General features: G+C 67.2%; 12 protein-coding genes. 3 read left to right on the top strand and 9 right to left on the bottom strand.

The features are described 5' to 3' along the window. Positions 1-17: 17 nt before the first annotated feature. The 3 genes from EO170_RS05325 to aroE are packed head-to-tail and all read right to left on the bottom strand — an operon-like array spanning position 18 to position 1,466. Complete coding sequence (locus tag EO170_RS05325) at positions 18-254, bottom strand: hypothetical protein (protein ID WP_126943053.1); 237 nt, start codon at positions 252-254, stop codon at positions 18-20. Continuing rightward, positions 251-625: a hypothetical protein gene (locus EO170_RS05320; protein WP_206513980.1), complete on the bottom strand. Its 375-nt coding sequence runs from the start codon at positions 623-625 to the stop codon at positions 251-253. The genes EO170_RS05325 and EO170_RS05320 overlap by 4 nt, the downstream gene beginning before the upstream one ends. Further along, the gene (aroE, locus tag EO170_RS05315) at positions 615-1,466 is read right to left on the bottom strand and encodes a shikimate dehydrogenase (protein ID WP_104584212.1); all 852 of its coding nucleotides are present in this window, start codon (positions 1,464-1,466) and stop codon (positions 615-617) included. Before aroE ends, EO170_RS05320 begins: the two co-directional genes overlap by 11 nt. Before the next feature lie 52 nt (positions 1,467-1,518). Here aroE and EO170_RS05310 point away from each other — a divergent pair, with 52 nt between their 5' ends. Then, positions 1,519-2,400 carry a PD40 domain-containing protein gene (locus tag EO170_RS05310; RefSeq protein ID WP_126943050.1) on the top strand — a complete coding sequence of 294 codons (882 nt, stop codon included), beginning with the start codon at positions 1,519-1,521 and terminating at the stop codon, positions 2,398-2,400. 714 nt (positions 2,401-3,114) lie between these two features. On the opposite strand, the gene EO170_RS05300 is transcribed toward EO170_RS05310, so the two are convergent. The 3 genes from EO170_RS05300 to EO170_RS05290 all read right to left on the bottom strand — a co-directional run bounded on the left by EO170_RS05300 (position 3,115) and on the right by EO170_RS05290 (position 7,463). Beyond that, positions 3,115-5,634, bottom strand: coding sequence for a sulfite reductase flavoprotein subunit alpha (locus EO170_RS05300; protein ID WP_126943047.1), 2,520 nt, complete (start codon positions 5,632-5,634; stop codon positions 3,115-3,117). A gap of 344 nt (positions 5,635-5,978) precedes the next feature. Next, positions 5,979-6,968 (bottom strand): porphobilinogen synthase, encoded by a 990-nt coding sequence (gene hemB / locus EO170_RS05295; RefSeq protein WP_104584204.1) that lies wholly within the window; start codon positions 6,966-6,968, stop codon positions 5,979-5,981. Between the two features lie 252 nt (positions 6,969-7,220). Further along, a complete protein-coding gene (locus EO170_RS05290; RefSeq protein WP_005989387.1) occupies positions 7,221-7,463 on the bottom strand; it encodes a hypothetical protein in 243 nt (80 codons plus the stop codon). Positions 7,464-7,665: 202 nt separating this feature from the next. Here EO170_RS05290 and EO170_RS05285 point away from each other — a divergent pair, with 202 nt between their 5' ends. Then, entirely contained in the window at positions 7,666-8,121 is a 456-nt protein-coding gene (locus EO170_RS05285; protein ID WP_104584202.1) for a hypothetical protein, read from the top strand. Between the two features lie 112 nt (positions 8,122-8,233). Here the strand turns inward: EO170_RS05285 and EO170_RS05280 are convergent, their stop codons facing one another. The 3 genes from EO170_RS05280 to EO170_RS05270 all read right to left on the bottom strand — a co-directional run bounded on the left by EO170_RS05280 (position 8,234) and on the right by EO170_RS05270 (position 13,733). Further along, the gene (locus EO170_RS05280; RefSeq protein ID WP_164740915.1) at positions 8,234-10,024 is read right to left on the bottom strand and encodes a DUF885 domain-containing protein; all 1,791 of its coding nucleotides are present in this window, start codon (positions 10,022-10,024) and stop codon (positions 8,234-8,236) included. 331 nt (positions 10,025-10,355) lie between these two features. Next, the gene (locus tag EO170_RS05275; RefSeq protein ID WP_164740914.1) at positions 10,356-12,584 is read right to left on the bottom strand and encodes a S9 family peptidase; all 2,229 of its coding nucleotides are present in this window, start codon (positions 12,582-12,584) and stop codon (positions 10,356-10,358) included. A 459-nt stretch (positions 12,585-13,043) separates the two neighbouring features. Continuing rightward, on the bottom strand, positions 13,044-13,733 hold the full coding sequence (locus EO170_RS05270) for a glutathione binding-like protein (RefSeq protein WP_104584198.1): 690 nt from the start codon (positions 13,731-13,733) through the stop codon (positions 13,044-13,046). A gap of 252 nt (positions 13,734-13,985) precedes the next feature. Between EO170_RS05270 and EO170_RS05265 the strand changes: the two genes are divergently transcribed. Further along, complete coding sequence (locus EO170_RS05265; protein WP_126943042.1) at positions 13,986-16,997, top strand: TonB-dependent receptor; 3,012 nt, start codon at positions 13,986-13,988, stop codon at positions 16,995-16,997. The last annotated feature ends 143 nt before the right edge of the window (positions 16,998-17,140 follow it).

Raw genomic sequence — 17,140 nt, 5'->3', positions numbered from 1 at the left:
AGCGTCGCTTCACATTGTCAGCGGCCTTGCGGCCGCCGCGGCCATGCATGGCGCGCCCAGACCAGTCCGATGACCACCATTGCGATGCCCATCAGCAACATGCCGGCGCCCACGCCAGTGGGCCCGAAGCGTTCGTACAGCAGGCCGCCGCGATTGACCGCGGCCAGCGCCTGCGGATGCAGCAGCGTCCACCCGCCCTGCCCGGCGCTGACCAGCCCGACCACCACCAGCGCGATGGCTTTGAGCGGAATCATGGGCGCGGGCCGGTGGCGGGCGGCATCCGTTGCAGGCTGCCTGCCAGCGTCCACACCAGCACGCCGATGCCCACGCCTTGCACCGCCACCAGCACGAAGTGGGCGATGCTGACCACCATGCTGATCTGACGCACATTGCCTTGCTGCAGCAGCAGCATCGGAATCGCCTGGAAGGCAACCTCGGCAAACAGGCAGCCCAGCAGCAGCCAGAGCGCGGCCAGCCCGGCACGCCGCAACGGGCTTTGCGAGGCACGCCACAGCAGAACCAGCCCGAGCAGCAGCGCGATCAGCATCGGCACGCGCGACAGCAGGCTGGTGACCAGGGTCAGCAGGATATCGGTGGCGGTGACGCTGCCCACCTCAGTCGGCACTGACCAGGAGGGCCTCGCGCGCGCGCAGCGCGGCGTACACCGGGTCGGTGTCCGGGCGCACGCCATGCCACAGCGCGAAACTCTCGGCGGCCTGCTCCACCAGCATGCCCAGGCCATCGACGGCGTAGCGGCATTGCGCTGCACGTGCCCAGGCCAGGAAGGCGATGGCGGTGGCGCCGTAGTTGAGATCGACCGCCGCGGTGAGGCTGTTGACCAGACCCAGCGGCATGGCGAACGCACCGGCGTCGCGATCACGCCCGGCTGCGGTGGCATTGACGATCAGTTCGAAGTCGCCCAGGTCGCGCAGGTCTTCGATATAGCGCGAGACCACCCGCCCCGGTTCGCCAAGCGCATCGCACAAGGCATCGGCACGCTCGGGCGAGCGGTTCACCACCACCATTTCGGTGATGCCCGCTTCCAGCAGCGCCGGCGCCACGCCGCGCGCGGCACCGCCGGCGCCCAGCAGCAGCACACGGCGACCGCGCAGATCCAGCCCGTGGCGGTCGGTGAGATCGCGCACCAGGCCGGCGCCATCGGTGTTGTCGCCCTCCCAGCGGCCGTCGTTGCGCACCAGCGTATTGACCGCACCGGCCAGACGCGCACGCTCGCTCAGGCTGGCCGACAACGCACAGGCGGCCTCCTTCAGCGGCAGGGTCACGTTTGCACCCTTGCCGCCTTCGTCGGCGAAGCGCTCCAGCGCGGCAGCGAATGCTTCCGGCGCTGCGTCGATGGCGGTGTAGTCCAGCGCGATGCCGGTCTGCTTCCCGAAGTCGGCGTGGATGGCCGGCGACAGCGAATGGGCGACGGGGTGACCGAACACGGCATAACGGGATACGGGCATGAAACGCTCTCTGGTTGACTAGACTGTGCGCGACTTGAGACAGGAACACCGCATGCAACTTCGATGGACGCTGCTCGCGCTGGCGGCAAGTTTACTCTGCGTCCCGGCCGCTTCGGGGCTTGCCGAATTCGGCATCGAAGGCATGGGTGTGGTCTCCACGCCGGCCAACGAGGCGCGCGCCACGCTGAGTCCGGACGGGCAACGCATCGTCTGGGCCAGCGACCGCGCCGGCGGTACCGGCGGCTGGGATCTGTGGCAGGCCCGGTTGAGCGGCGGGCGTTGGCAGAACGCCGAAGTGCTGCCGATCAACACCGCGCAGGACGAGACCTCCCCGCTGTTCAGTGCCGATGGCCGCTGGCTGCTGTTTGCCTCCACCCGACCCGGCGGTACCGGCGGCGCGGACCTGTATCGCGCGCCGGTGGATGCGCAGGGCCGGGTCGGCGCGGTGCAATCGCTGGGCGCGCCGATCAACAGCCGCGGCAACGAGCGTTCCCCGACGCTGTCGCTGGACGGCACGCGTCTGTTGTTCGCCAGCGACGGCCACGGCGGCGCCGGCGGCATGGACCTGTTCGTGGCGCGCTGGGACGGGCAGGCCTTTGCGGCGCCGGTGCCGTTGAGCGACATCAACAGCGCTGCCGACGAGCTGGATGCGGCCTGGCTCGGCGATGGACGGGGGCTGGTATGGGCACGCGGTCAACGGGACGGCCCCAGCCAGTTGGTGCTGGCGACCTGCAACAACGGCCATTACACCGTGGGCCATGCGCTGCCGCTGTCGTTCAACGGGCCGCAGGAACGCACCTTCGGTGCGGTGGTGGACACGGCCAAGCCGGGCGAGTTGCTGGTGACCGGCAGCGCGCGCGCACCGCGTGCGGGGCAGCTGGACATCTACCGGATGAAGGCACCGGCGGCGGAGGGAGATACGAGCTGCCGTTGAGGTGGCTGGATGTGCAGATTCAGGCAAGGAGCGGCCAGCCAGACTATGTCGCGTCGGTCTATGGCGAAGTGCTGATCCGGGCCCTTGGTGCAGGGCGGCTGATCAGCGATAGAACGTCTCGCCCGGTGCGTTTTCACTGCCCGGCTGTTGATCTGAGACCTGGCTGCAGGGCAGCTGAGCTGCTCGGCTGCTGAGCTGCGGCTTTGCCGAGGGGCCCTTGCCCGCCCACCATCGCGGGACACGCCGTGAATCCATCCATGGAGACTCTTACGCGGCATCCATGCCGCGTAAGGTCCCGCGACGGCGGGCGGGCAAGGACCAGTCGAGATGGCCGGTGTGCATGGTAAGAGCGGTGCTGAATGCGCCTTGTTCGATCATCGAAGCATCGGCTCCATGTCTGATGCACGCCGCACGACAGACAACCTTTGAGATGAGCGCCGACCAACTCGCTGGTGCGGTGTCCTCGCCGGTTCCGGACCGTGTGGCGGCGTGGATGCCGCCACCGAGCCCCCAGGGACGGGTTTACGGCGTGTCCCGCAAGGGGTGAGGGCACCGCGCACTCGATTAGCCAGGCTTTTGACTGCATCCGACAGAAGCGGCCGATTAACTCTCCGGCTGCACTGCGATTCCTCCACGCCGTTCGCACCTGATTGACGCGCGCTCGCTATGGTTTGTCGGCACTCCAACGCCGCAATGCAGCGGTCATGACCTCGCTCAATAGACATCGCGCCGGTAACGCCCCGCCGCGGTCAGCGACTCCAGCCGCGTCTCGCCCAGCAGTTCGCGCAGCGCGGCATCGACCTCACGCGCCATGCTGTCCAGGCTGCCGCAGACATGGATCACGGCACCGCGGTCGATCCAGTGGCGCAAGGTGTCGCCGGCTTCGCGCAAGTGATGCTGCACGTAGCGCTTGTGCGCCTGGTCGCGCGAGAACACCTGATCGAGCTGCTGCAGGTGACCACGCGCCTGCCAGGCCTGCAGTTCGTCGGCGAACAGAGCATCGTGCGCGGCCTGCCGTTCGCCGAACAGCAGCCAGTGCCCGTGCACGCCGGCCAGCTCGGCCTCGCGCAGCAGGGCGCGCAAGCCGGCGATACCGGTGCCGTTGCCGATCAACACCATCGGCGCCTGTTCGACGCGATGGAAACCGGGATTGGTGCGCAGCCGCGCGCGTATCTGCATCCCGATTGGTGCGTGGCAGATCAGCCAGCCCGAGCCCAGGCCGGGGCTGCCGTCGGCGGCTGTGGTCAGGCGCACCACCGCACTCGCCACGCCGTCGGCCGGCACGCTGGCCAGCGAGTAGTCGCGGGTCGGCAGCCAGGCGCAGGCATCCAGCCAGGTCTGTGGATCCGGATGCGGCGTTGGCGGGCGCGTGGGCGGCTCCGGCAGCACGCGCTCGGCGACGGCCTGCTGCAGCGGCAGCAGCTGCGCATCGACATGCACCAGCGCGTCGGGCGGCAGCCCCCAGGCGGCCAGGCACGCGCGGACGTGGGTGTAGGCATGCGCCGGCTGCACTTCGAGAATGTCGCCGGCCTGCCACTGCGTGCCGGATGGTGGCAGCAGATCGATCTGCCAGATCGGGGCGCCCTCGCTGCCCGGGTTCAGATGCGTGCGCGTCGCCAACGTCCACTGCAGCAGGGTCGGGCGCGCCAGCGGCACGGCCGCCACCGGCGCGCCGGCAATCTGCGCCAATTGCGCATGCCATTGCGCCAGGGCCTGCGGATCGGTGTTGTCCATCTCCACCGCCGGAAACAGCGGCTGCGCGCCCTGCGCCTGCAGCCACTGCTCGATGCGCCGCGAAAACCCGCAGAACTGCGCGTACTGGCGGTCGCCCAGGGCCAGCACGGCATAGGTCAGCTGCGACAGCGTCATGCGCTGGCGCAACAGCTCGCGCTCGAAGCTGCGCGCGGTATCGGGCGGCTCGCCATCGCCAAAGGTGCTGACCACGAACAAGGCATGCCGGGTGCCCTGCAGATGCTGCGCGCCGAGCTGTGCCAGCGAGCGCACCTGCACCGGCAGACCGGCGGCCTGCAGATGCCCGGCCGCCTGCCAGGCCAGCCGTTCGGCAAACCCGCTCTGGCTGGCGAACCCGATCAGCCAGGGCTCGGCTTGCGAGGCCGCCGGCGCACCGTGCAGGACCTCGCGCGCGGCACGCAGCGCGCGCTTCTTGCGGCGGCGATCCAGATACAGCATCCAGCCGGTCACGAAGAACACCGACATGCCAACACTCGCCAGCATCACCACGATGCGGCCCGGCAGCCCGAAGAAACTGCCCGAATGCAGCGGGAACATGCTGACCAGCAGCTGCTGGCCACGCGGCAGCAGCGCATAGTCCTGGCGACGCAGCAACGCACCGCTGCCCGGCTCGATTTCCAGATTGTCGTAGGCGCGGTCGTGGTCGGGATGGTCGGGCAGGAAGCGCACGCTCAGCGGTTGACCCGCACGCGGCGGGATGCGCAGGTCCAATGCCGTGCTGTGCGTGGCCGGAATGGCATCCAGGGTGCGCTGCACGGCCGCGAAATTCACCGTGGCCGGGCGATGATCGCGCCCGTCGCCGCGTATCGCCGGCTCGGTGCCGAGCAAGGCCACCATGCCGTCGCGGTACCACGGGTAGGACCAGGTCAGCCCGGTCAGCGCCACCAGCAGATACACCAGCAGGCACCAGGTGCCGAACACCGCGTGCAGGCTCCACAGAAAACTGCGCCCCTGCCGTCGCCATTCCACCGCCCACCAGGTGCGCAGGCTCCACCAGCGTCGCGGCCAACGCAGATACAGGCCGGAGGCGCAGAAGAACAACAGGATCAGGGTACTTGCACCGGTCACTGCCTGGCCGCGCTTGCCGGCGGCCAGGTGGCGATGCAGATCCTCGATGAAGGCAAACGCGCCGCTCAACCGCGGAGCGGCGACCTTGTCGCCGGTATATGGGTCGAAATACACCCGCCCGCCCCCCTTGCCGGCCAGGCGCGCGGTGGACGGACGCTTGCCGGTCGGATCGATCAGCATGCGCGTGACTGCCTGCCGTTGATCCAGGTCGAGCCGACGCAGCAGCACATCCACCGGCAATGGCCGCTCGCCTGCCGCATGCCGCTGCGCCAGCTGTGCGATCGCCGGGTTGGCCAACCGCACGATCTCGTTCTCGAAGGACATCAACGCGCCGGTCAGTCCCATCACCGACAGCACCAGCCCGGCCGTGATGCCGAGCAGCCAGTGCAGTTGGAACAGGACGGTCTTGAGCACGCGCGAACAGCCTGAAACAGTGGGGTCCGCTATTGTAGATGAGAATCGTTATCGCAGTTTGGCTGCGGATTTTCGGGATTCACACCACTGACGCAATGCGATGCGGCATGGGGATCACCCGATCATTGCCGCATTGCCGGTATCTGCCGGTCCTCTGAAATCAGCCTGGCCAAGCTGTCTGCACAACAGGATCCTCGCTCATCCAGGCGCCTGCTGCGCTCTGCACGAAGCCCAGGCCGCGGAAGACCGCGGCCTGCGGAGTCAGTGCGTCTTCATCGCATCAAGCCAGACCTGCAAGCAGCGATTCCTTGCCTGCACGCCGTCACTCCACCGCATCACCGCACTCAGCCTTCCCGCAACCAACGTGCCACCTGGGGGGCAAAATAGGTCAGCACGCCATCGGCACCGGCGCGCTTGAATGCCATTAGCGCTTCCAGCACGCAACGACGTTCGTCCAGCCAGCCATTGGCGGCCGCCGCCTTGAGCATCGCGTACTCGCCGCTGACCTGATAGGCGAAGGTGGGCACGCGGAATTCCTGCTTCACCCGCCGCACCACATCCAGATACGGCATGCCCGGCTTGACCATCACCATGTCGGCGCCCTCTTCCAGGTCCAGCGCGATCTCGCGCATCGCCTCGTCGCTGTTGGCCGGATCCATCTGATAGGTGGTCTTGTCGGCCTTGCCGAGATTGCCGGCGCTGCCGACCGCATCGCGGAACGGACCGTAGAACGCCGAGGCGTACTTGGCCGAGTAGGCCATGATGCGCACGTTGAGATGGTCCTGCGCATCCAGCGCGCGGCGGATCGCACCGATGCGGCCATCCATCATGTCCGAGGGCGAGATGATGTCCACACCGGCTTCGGCATGCGACAGCGATTGCCTGACCAGCGCCTCGACGGTGATCTCGTTGAGCACATAGCCCTTGGCGTCGATGAGGCCGTCCTGGCCGTGCGTGGTGTACGGGTCCAGCGCCACGTCGGTCATGATGCCGAGTTCGGGAAAGCGCGCCTTGAGCGCACGTACCGCACGCTGCGCCAGGCCGTCCGGATTCCAGGCTTCGGCCGCGTCCAGGCTCTTGCCGGCCGGGTCGATCACCGGGAACAGGTCGATCACCGGAATGCCCAGTTCCAGGGCCGCTTCGGCTTCGCGCAGCAAGTCGTCCAGCGACAGACGCTCCACGCCCGGCATCGAGGCGATCGGCGCGCGGCCGGACAATTCATGCACGAACACCGGCCAGATCAGGTCGTCGGTGGTCAGCGTGTTTTCGCGCATCAGGCGCCGCGAAAACGCATCGTGGCGCATGCGGCGGGGACGGTAGTGGGGATGGGCCATCGTGGGCTCCTGTCAGCAGCCGGCAAGTTTACGCCCGCCATCCGCCGCCGGACGCGCTGCGACGGAGTGTCGCAGCGCTGCAACGGGTAGGAGCGCGCCGCGATTCATGCCAGCGTGATTCGCCCGGGCACGGTCGGCTCACCCCATAGGGAACGCGTTCGGATGGCGACAGTGCCACGCGGCGACCTTCTTCATCGCCAGCCGGTGCAAGGCCCTTCCGGCTTGCGCGACCTGCTTGGGCGCCGCCGCGCGCTAGATCACGCCGCCGCCCAGGCTCAGGCGGATCACCCCGACCACGATCACCAGGCCGTTGAGCAGCAGACCGGTCTTGGCACGCCCGCGATTGCCGGCCGAGGTGAACAGCAGCGCGATCGCCGCAATCAGCGCGCCCACCGCCGCAAACGGGATCAGGAACCAGTTGCCCCAGCCCAGCAACGGGATGAAGGCCAGCACCATCCACAGCAGCGCCACGATGCCCCACAGCAGGCTGATCAATCCCACGTATCACCTCGACATCTTGAAGAATGGCCTCAGCTTAGCCCCGCAGCCGCCAAGACGCCGTGGGCAGGTGGTCACCCTGACCAATGGCGGCTTGGCGGTAGCCTCACGTGGGCACGGCTAGGGTGCGGCGAAGTCCGGCGCGATTCAGTCCGGGCGCCGGATCATCGCCATCACTGTCGTCAACAGGGGCCGCATCATGAACAAGCATGTCGTCATCGCCGCTGCGCTCGCCATGCTCCTGGCCGGTTGCGCCAGCAGTTCCAAGGTGATGCTGGGCCAGGCGCGCGCACCGATCGACCCGGCGCAGGTGCAGGTGTACTCCAATGCACCGGTCGGCTCGGTGGAGATCGCCCAGCTCGAATCCACCAGCGCCGCCGGCTTCGGCACCCAGGGCCAGACCGATGCGGCCGTGCAGCGCCTCAAGCGTGAGGCGGCCAAGCTCGGCGCCAATGGCGTGGTCATCGTCGGCGTGGGCTCGGAACGCTCCGGCGGCGGCCTGTCGGTGGGCGGCGGCAGCTACGGCGGCCGCGTCGGCGGCGGCCTGGGCATCGGCATCCCGACCACCCAGAAGCGCGCGGCCGGCATGGCGATCTGGGTGCCGGCCGGGGCGCAGCAACGCGCGGCGCCAGAGGTGTCGCCTCCAATGCGCTGAGGCGAGCCTCAACGATTCGAAAGCATTTGCGAAGGCAGTGCTGCAACAGGGCGCGATAGTTGGCCGATTCAAGCTCCATCGTGCCCTGCTGCGTTACGCCGTCTCGAATTGCTTAGCGCTTGCCCTGCTGCGCAGGGATGAACTGCGTCTCCACCGCCTTGGCCAGCTGGTCCGGCGGCAGCAGGCCCTGGTCGAGCAGGAAGTTGTTGAAGGCCAGGCGGTCGAACTTCTTGCCCAGGACCAGCTCGGTGCGCATGCGCAGTTCCAGGATGCGGGTGTAGCCGTAGAAGTAGCTGCCGGCCTGGCCGGGCGCGCGGACGGTGTAGCGGTCCAGTTCCTGGCGGGTCATGGCCGGCGAGAGGCCGACATCGTCCTCGAGCACCTGGCGTGCGCGTTCGCGGTCGATCAGGCCGAGGTTGAGCATCGGGTCGAGCATGGCGCGGGCGGCGCGCAGCAGGCGGAACTGCAGGGCGATCAGCTGGCCGTCGAGCGGTTCGTACGGGACCATTTCGGCTTCGGCATACAGCGCCCAGCCTTCGACGTTGACCGAGTTGAACGCGAACAGGCTGCGCGCCAGCGACACGCCGCGTTCGACCATGGCGGTGAACTGCAGCTCATGGCCGGGGCGGCCTTCGTGTGCGCTGAGCGTCCAGGCGGCCGAGCCGAAGTTGAAGTCGTCGTACTGCTCCTTCTTGGCGCCGTCGGCAGTCGGGTTGCCCAGCGGCAGCACGAACTGACCCTGCTGGCCGGTATTGCCGATCAGCGGGGCCGGCAGGAAGTGCGGTGCCGGTTGCGCGGCGCTTTCGGCTGCGCTGCCCAGGCGCATCTGCATCGGGCGGTTGGGCACATCGACGATGCGCTGCTGACGGATGATCGGGTCGATCTGGTCGATCACGCCGCGGTAGTGGGTTTCCAGCTGGTCGTCGGCGATCTTGTTGCCCTTGAGCGCACGGATCACCTGCACGTAATCGCTGCCCTGCACGCCCTTGGCCTTGGCCACCAGCGGCGCGAGCTGACGCATCGCCGAGCGGGTTTCCATGAATTCCAGCTGCGCGCGCTGGATCAGCTGCTGCGGGGCGATGTCGATGCCGACCTGCTTGAGCTGGAAGGCATACAGCGGTTCGGGCAGGCGGGTGTCCTTGCGCGCCTTCGGCAGCACCGTGGTGCGGGTCCAGGTGGCGTACTCCTTCAACTGGGTGGACATCGCCTTGAGCGCTTCGTCGGCGCCGGCGATCTTGTACTTGGCGAACAACTCGCCGATGCCTGCGACGTAGGTGTCCACGTTCACCAACGCCTGCTCCACTTCGCGCTCGGTCGGCTGCAGCAGGGCCTTGTTGCCAAGCTGTTCCTCGTAGCGCTGGCGGGCCAGCGTGGTGGTCGGCGTCGTGCCCGGAACCAGGCCCACGTAACGCTTGAGGCGATCCAGCGCCTTGGCGCGGCGCTCGGGCACGGTCTGGTCGGACAGCAATCCATTGAGGCCGCTGAAGACCAGCTGCGGCGCGTCGCTCCACGGCAGCAGGTAGCGCTCGTTGAGCTGGCTGCCTTCGATGTTCTGTTCGGCCGCCGCAATCATGATCTGCAGGTCCTGGCGCACGTTGACGTCGCGCTCGGTCGCCAGCTTGGCCTGCAACGCGGTGCGCGCCTTGCTCATCGCATCGCGGTAGCGCGCGGCGTTGTTCGGCCCCAGGTCGATGACCTGGTCGTCGTAGCCGGGCACGCCGAAGAAGCTGGCGTATTCGGGCTGGAACGGCGCCTGCGCGTTCAGCAGGATCTGCGCGTGGCCGTTGCTGGTCTGCACCCAGGCCGGCGTGGCAGGCTGGGCCTGCCCGGGCTGACCGGTCTGTGCCTGCAATGGCAGCGAAGCACCGAGCGCCAGCGCAACGGCGAGAACAAGTGGTTTCATGGGGTGGATCCGCAAGTTGAGTAGCGCGACCCTACCCATCCGCAGCGGCTGCGGCAATGCGCCTTAGGTCATGGTCGCAGGAGTGCGGCGGCGCTTGCGGACCCGTTACCAGGCTGCAGACGTTGGCGATTGCGGCTTGCCAGGCGCTGCAGCCGGAACCGGCGGCAGGGATGACATGACAACGTCCTTGTAGGCCAAGTGTTGGGGCACGACTGCAGATGACCTCGGCGGTGAGCAAAAACCACGGCGCGGCCAACATCGCCGCGGGGCCGCGGCGGCGGCCGCTGTACCACTGCAGTGGCCGCGTCCCCTGCAGCCGGCCGCCGGCCGCTCAGGGCATCAGGCAGCGCTGGATGAAGGCCTCCGCGGTCTTGTAGCGATGCAAGGCGGTGCTGCCGGACAACCCATGCTTGGCACCGGGATAGGTCATCAATTCGAAGGCGGTGCCGCGCGCCTGCAGCGCGCTCATCAGCGCGGTGGAGTTGGTGAACAGCACGTTGTCGTCGGCCATGCCGTGGATCAGCAGCAGCCTGGCGCGCAGGCCATCCAGATGGGTGGCGATGCGCGCGTCGCGGTAACCGTCGGCGTTGCTGGCCGGCAGGTCCATGTAACGCTCGGTGTAGTGGGTGTCGTACAGCCCCCAATCGGTGACCGGTGCGCCGGCCACGCCGCAGGCGTAGGCCTCGCTGTGCCTGGCCAGCAGCATCAGCGTCATGTAGCCGCCGTTGGACCAGCCCTGCACGCCGATGCGGGCCGGATCGACCCAGCGCTGCGCCTTGAGCCAGGCCACACCCTGCAGCTGATCGTCCACTTCGACTGTGCCCTGCCTGCCGTACAGCGCACCACCGAAGGCGCGGCCACGCCGCGGCGTGCCGCGGTTGTCCAGCGAGAACACCACATAGCCGCGCTGGGCGAGGTACTGGTCGAACAGCGCATCGCCACGGCTCGGCCAGGCATCGAGCACGGTCTGCGCGGCAGGGCCGCCATACACGTACACCATCACCGGATAGCGCCTGGCCGGGTCGAAGTTGTCCGGCTTGATCAGGCGATACTGCAGCGGCGTGGTGCCGTCGGCAGCGGTGAGCGTGCCGAATTCCACCGGGCGCTGCGCGTCGCGGTATCTGGCGTAAGGGTGCTGCGGATCGGCCAGGTCGTTCTTCAGCAGCGTGGCGATTTTTTCGCCATTGGCGCGGAACAGCTCGATCTGCGGCGGCGTGCCGGTGTTGGACCAGCTATCGACATACACGCTGGCATTGCCGGCGAAACTGGCCGCGTGCGTGCCGCGGGGCATCGAACGTTTTTCGATCGCACCGCCGGCCAGCGGCACGGCGTAGATGTGGGTCTGGGTCGGCGATTCCTTGCTGGCGGAGAAATACACCGTGCCGGCGTGCTCGTCGACGGCGAGCAACGCATCGACCACCCAGTCGCCGGAGGTCAGCGGGGTGAGCGTGCGCCCGTCTTCCGATGCCACATACAGATGCGTGTAGCCGCTGCGCTCGGAGTTCCAGACAAAGCGGCCGTCCTTGAGAAAGCGCAGATCGTTGTTGAGCGGCACCCAGGTCGGCGAGGTCTCGGTGACCAGCACGCGCTGCCTGCCGCTGGCCAGCGTGGTTTCGATCAACGCAAGGGTTTTCTGGTCGCGCGACTGGCGCTGGAAGGTCAGCCGCTGCGCATCGCGCCAGTCCACCCGCGCCAGGTAGATGTCCGGGTTCTTGCCCAGGTCGACCCACTGTGGCTTGGCTGCCGCACGCGGGGCGATCACGCCGAGCTGCACGGCCACATTGGGCTGGCCTGCCTGCGGATAGCGCTGGTCGATCACCTCGGTGTGGTCGGCGTAGACCTCCGGGCGCTTCTGGATCGGCACAGCCGATTCGTCGATGCGCGCGAAGGCGATCGCCGAATCGTCCGGCGCCCACCAGTAGCCGGTGTGGCGATCCATTTCCTCGTCGGCGACGAACTCGGCCACGCCATTGCCGATGGTCTCGCTGCCGTCGCGGGTCAGTTGCAGCTGTTTGCCGCTGGCCAGGTCGATCACCCACAGGTTGCGCGCGCGCACGAAACTGACGAAGCCGCCCTTGGGCGAGAGCTTGGCATCGGTGGCGAAACCTTCGCCATGGGTGAGCTGGCGCACCGCGGCGCTGCCGGTCTTGCGCAGGTCGTACAGATACAGCTCGCCGCCGAGCGGAAACAGCAACGCGTGCGCGTCCGGCGCCCATTGGTAATCGACGATGCCGGCGAAGGCAGCGATGCGTTGGCGCTCACGGCGGGCCTTTTCCACATCGCTGAGCGTCTCGGTGCCAGGCAACACGAGCTTGGAATCAACCAGCAGGCGGGTCTGGCCGCTGGCGATGTCGTACTCCCACAGATCCAGTTGATTGCGGTCGCTGTCCTTGCCGCGCAGGAAGCTCACGCGCGAGCCGTCGGGAGCGACCTTGGGTTTCATCAGCGTCGGGCCGGACAACGGCAACGGGCCGGTGATGGCATCGAGGGTGAGCTTTTCGGCGTGGGCGGTGGGGAGCGTGCTGAGCATGAGGGCAAGGGCGGCGAACAGGGCGCGCATCGAAGATCCTGTCTTGAGATAGCACACAGGATGCGGGCGCGTGAGGTGTTTGAGAAGCGCGGCGATGGTGCGTGCGCGCGATGAGGGGCTGTGCGTGGTTGCGCGCATGTGCGGCAGCGTGGTTCTGGAGTCGTCCTCGCCCTGCCTTGCGCGGCAAAGGTGCGATGGCCCGATGGTCGCAGTTGGCGCGCTGCGGAGGGTGCATGCGCATTTCGTGCTGCGCAGGTTCCGGGGGGGCGGTGGATCTGGCTCCACTTGCGTACCCTCACCCCCAACCCCTCTCCCGGGGGGGAGAGGGGCTCAAGGCACCGGGTGTGTCGCACGCAGTTGATGCACGCGCATGCCGCTGCTAACTCCTGATGCTGCTTGCCGTTGCTGCCTGCTGTTATTGCTGCGCAATTGCACCAGTCGCCGCTATCGCCGCATGGGCTGCTACGCAGCCGCGCCTGCCGCTTTGCTTCAGCGCTTGCCGAACAGGTGCCTGCGTTCTTCCTCGCCCAGTGGCTTGCCGGCGTTGGGGTTGACCTGTTCCTTGAGCGCATAGGCGCGCTGGGTGGCCGGACGCGCGGAGATGGCGTCGTGCCAGCGCTTGAGATGCGGGAAGTCGGCGTAATCGGGGCGGATGTCGGCGTAGACCTCGATCCACGGATAGCTGGCCATGTCGGCGATGCCGTACTCGGGGCCGGCCAGGAACGCGGAGGCGGCCAGGCGCTTGTCGAGCACGCCATGCAGGCGGCGCACTTCGGCGTTGTAGCGCTCGATCGCGTAGGGAATCTTTTCCGGCGCATAGACGTTGAAGTGGCCCATCTGGCCGCTCATCGGCCCCAGCCCGCCCATCTGCCAGAACAACCATTCCAGCGCGGCGATGCGGCCACGCGCATCGCGCGGCAGGAAGCGGCTGGTCTTCTCGGCCAGGTACAGCAGGATGGCGCCGGATTCGAACACGCTCTGCGCGGGACCGCCGTCAGCCGGTGCGTGGTCGACGATCGCCGGCATCTTGTTGTTGGGCGAAATCTGCAGGAAGGCCGGCTCGAACTGCTCGCCCTTGCCGATGTTGACCGGCTTGAGCGTGTAGTCCAGCCCGGCTTCTTCCAGGAACAAGGTGACCTTGTGGCCATTGGGGGTGGGCCAGTAGTACAGGTCGATCATCGTGCGCTCCAGTTCGGCAGGGGGGTGGCACGCAGCCGCGCGCCTCGACGACCGATGGTACGACCAAGCCCGCGACCTGCGCGTGCGCTCGCCGTGGTGCTGACTGGAACGATGTGTGACGCGATTGCTCGCGGCCGATGCTGCAGTGCAAGTTGACTTGGTTAAGGCTGCGCTCACAAATGCACGACTGTTTCATCGACCTTCGCCTGTCCCGCCTGGGGCCGGCTTATCTTCACTTGGGGAAGAATCATTGTGAGAGAGCCACGCACCCTGCCGCGCACGCGGCGTCTGACGTCTGCCCTGCTGTTTGCCTTGTCGACGCCGCTGGCCGCGCAGACCGCACCGCCGCCGCAGTCCGCGTCCACCGTTCCGGGCGCAAGCCAGGCCGATCCGGCCACGCTCGATGCGGTGCAGGTCACCGGTATCCGCGGCAGCCTCACCTCGTCGATGAACGTCAAGCGCGATGCGCAGGGCATCGTCGACGGCATCGTGGCCGAGGACATCGGCAAGTTCCCCGACACCAATCTGGCCGAGTCGCTGCAACGCATCAGCGGCGTGTCGATCGACCGCTCGCTGGGCGAAGGCTCGCGCGTCACCGTGCGCGGCGTCGGCCCGGACTTCAACCTGGTGCTGCTGAACGGCCGCCAGATGCCGGGCGCCAGCATCGAGGAGTCCAACGCCTCCAACTCGCGTGCGTTCGACTTCGCCAACCTGGCGTCGGAGTCGATCTCCGGTATCGAGGTGTTCAAGACCAGCCGCGCCAGCACGCCCACCGGCGGCATCGGTGCGACCATCAACATCAAGACCAGCCGGCCGCTGGACAACCCGGGCCTGCATGCCAACGTCGGCCTCAAGGGCGTGCACGACAGTTCCAACGAGAACCTGCCCGGACGCCTGCAGGGCGATTCGCTGACACCGGAAATCTCCGGCATTTTCAGCAACACCTCGGCCGACGGGCGCTTTGGCGTGTCGCTGAGCGGCAGCTACCAGGAACGCGACTTTGGCTATAGCCAGGTCGGCGTGCCCAACGGCTGGCGTTCGTTCCGCGGCGATGCCACCGCCTACGGCACCATCCCGCAGCCAGGTACGTCCGGCTCGGAGAACATCGTCAACCGCCCCGGCCCCAACGATATCTATTCGGTGCCGCAGAACCTCAACTACCGCGTGGTCGGCGTGGAGCGCCAGCGCACCAACGGCCAGCTGGTACTGCAGTACAAGCCGCTGGACAACATCACCACCACGCTGGATTACACCTATTCGGAAAACAAGATCCAGCAGCAGCGCAACGAGATGTCGGTGTGGTTCAACTACGGGCCGTCGGCCAGCGCCTGGACCAACGGCCCGGTGGCAGGGCCGGTGAGCTATTCGGAAATCGTCAATCCGGCCACCAGCGATCTGGCCACCGCCGGCTCCAATGCGGCCACGCGCAACCAGAACAAGTCGCTGGGCTTCAACGTGGATTGGGCGGTCAATGATCAGTTCAAGCTCAACTTCGACATCCACCGCTCCACCGCCGAAGCCGGTGCGGACAGCCCGTTCGGTTCCAGCAATTCGCTGGGCGTGTCCGGCTTTTACCGCGGCACCTCGGTGGTGGATTTCAGCAAGGATTTCCCGGTGTTGCAGCAGCAGTTGGGCTTTGGGCTGACCGGACTGGATCCGTCACGCACGCTGGTCACCGGCTCGGCGTTCCGCAACAGCTACATGAAGTCGGAGATCGACCAGGCCCAGGTCAACGGCGACTTCACCTTCGAAAACTATTCGCAGTTGAAGTTCGGCATCGGCAGCACCGAAGTCAAGAACCGCTCGGCGTTCTCCAACGTGCAGCGCGATACCTGGAACGGCAACGGCACCGCGGCCGATTATCCGGACGATCTGTGGATTCCAAGCTCGTTCGCGCAGTACTTCGACGCGATCGACGGCAGCGGCAATCCGGCGCAGTTCAATCAACTGTTCCTGTTCGACTTCGAACGCGCCCGCCAGGCCGCCGCGCAGGTGGCCGGCGACGATGCGCTGTACCGCACCTCGCCGGTGTTCACCACCGACCGCCGCGTGACCGAAAAATCCAAGAACGCCTACCTGCAGTGGAACAACAGCTGGGACGATCTGCGCGTGCCGATCAGCCTGGCCGCCGGTGTGCGCTACGAAGAAACCAAGGTGGACGCACAGGCGCTGGTGCCGGTACCGGTGGGCATCGACTGGGTCGCCAACAACGAGTTGCCGATTCGTGTGGCCAACTCGGCGTTCGCCAGTGGCAGCGGCAAGTACGAATACTGGCTGCCCAGCCTGGACCTGAGCTTCAAGCTCACCGAAGACCTGGTGCTGCGCGGCAGCTACGGCGAAACCATCGGCCGGCCCGGCTGGGGCGATATCCAGGGCGGGCAGACGCTCAGCGAGATCGCGCGCGTGGAAGGCGGCACCGGCCAGGAAGGCAACCCGGGCCTCAAGCCGCTGCTCTCGCACAACATCGACCTGTCGCTGGAGTGGTACTACAGCGATGCCAGCTACGCCTCGGTGGGCTTCTTCCGCAAGAACATCGACAACTACATCGGCGTGACCACGCGCAACGATACCTCGCTGGGCTTGAACACCCCGATTGGCGGCACGTACTGGAACGAAGCGCTGGCCAATGGATGCGCCTCGGCCGACCTGACCTGTATCCGCAACTACATCTTCCGCAACCGTAACGGTTCGCCGGGCGTAGTGCGCGAGGCCGATGCCAACGGCAATGCCACCGGTGTGATCAGCGGGCAGCCGGGCGACCCGGTGGCCAACTTCGCCATCACCGCGCCAGCCAACCAGCGCTCGGCCTCGCTGGACGGCTGGGAATTCAACCTGCAGCACATGTTCGGCGACAGCGGCTTCGGCGTGTCGGCCAACTACACCATGGTCGACTCCGGCCTGACCTACGACAACTACGTGATCGGCGAGCAGTTCGCGCTGGAAGGGCTGAGCGATTCGGCCAACGTGGTCGGCTTCTACGACAGGGACAAGTGGCAGGTGCGTGCGGCCTACAACTGGCGCGACGAGTTCCTGGCCGCACGCTTCGACGGCAGCGGCCAGCCCAACCCGGTCTATACCGAAGCCTATGGCCAGCTGGACCTGAGCATCGGCTACCAGTGGACCGAGAACCTGTCGCTGAGCCTGGAGGCAATCAACCTCACCGACGAGGTGCAGCGCCAGCACGGCCGTCACCCGAACCAGATCATCTACGCCACCCAGACCGGCCCGCGCTACATGCTGGGCGTGCGTTACAAGTTCTGGTGATCTGAATGAGGTACCGAGCGTCCCGGCAGCGCGCCTGCCGGGACGCCCGCACCGCCTTTCCGCGCGCTGGCCGCAGTTGCTGCATCCGGCACTTGCCACGCGGAGGGGAACTGTCCAAGCATGGGCCACGCGCCCCGCGTGAT

It is taken from the genome of Xanthomonas sp. BRIP62409 (assembly GCF_003992965.1).
Taxonomy (GTDB): Bacteria; Pseudomonadota; Gammaproteobacteria; order Xanthomonadales; family Xanthomonadaceae; genus Xanthomonas; species Xanthomonas euroxanthea.
This window is presented reverse-complemented; position numbering and strand designations above follow the sequence as displayed.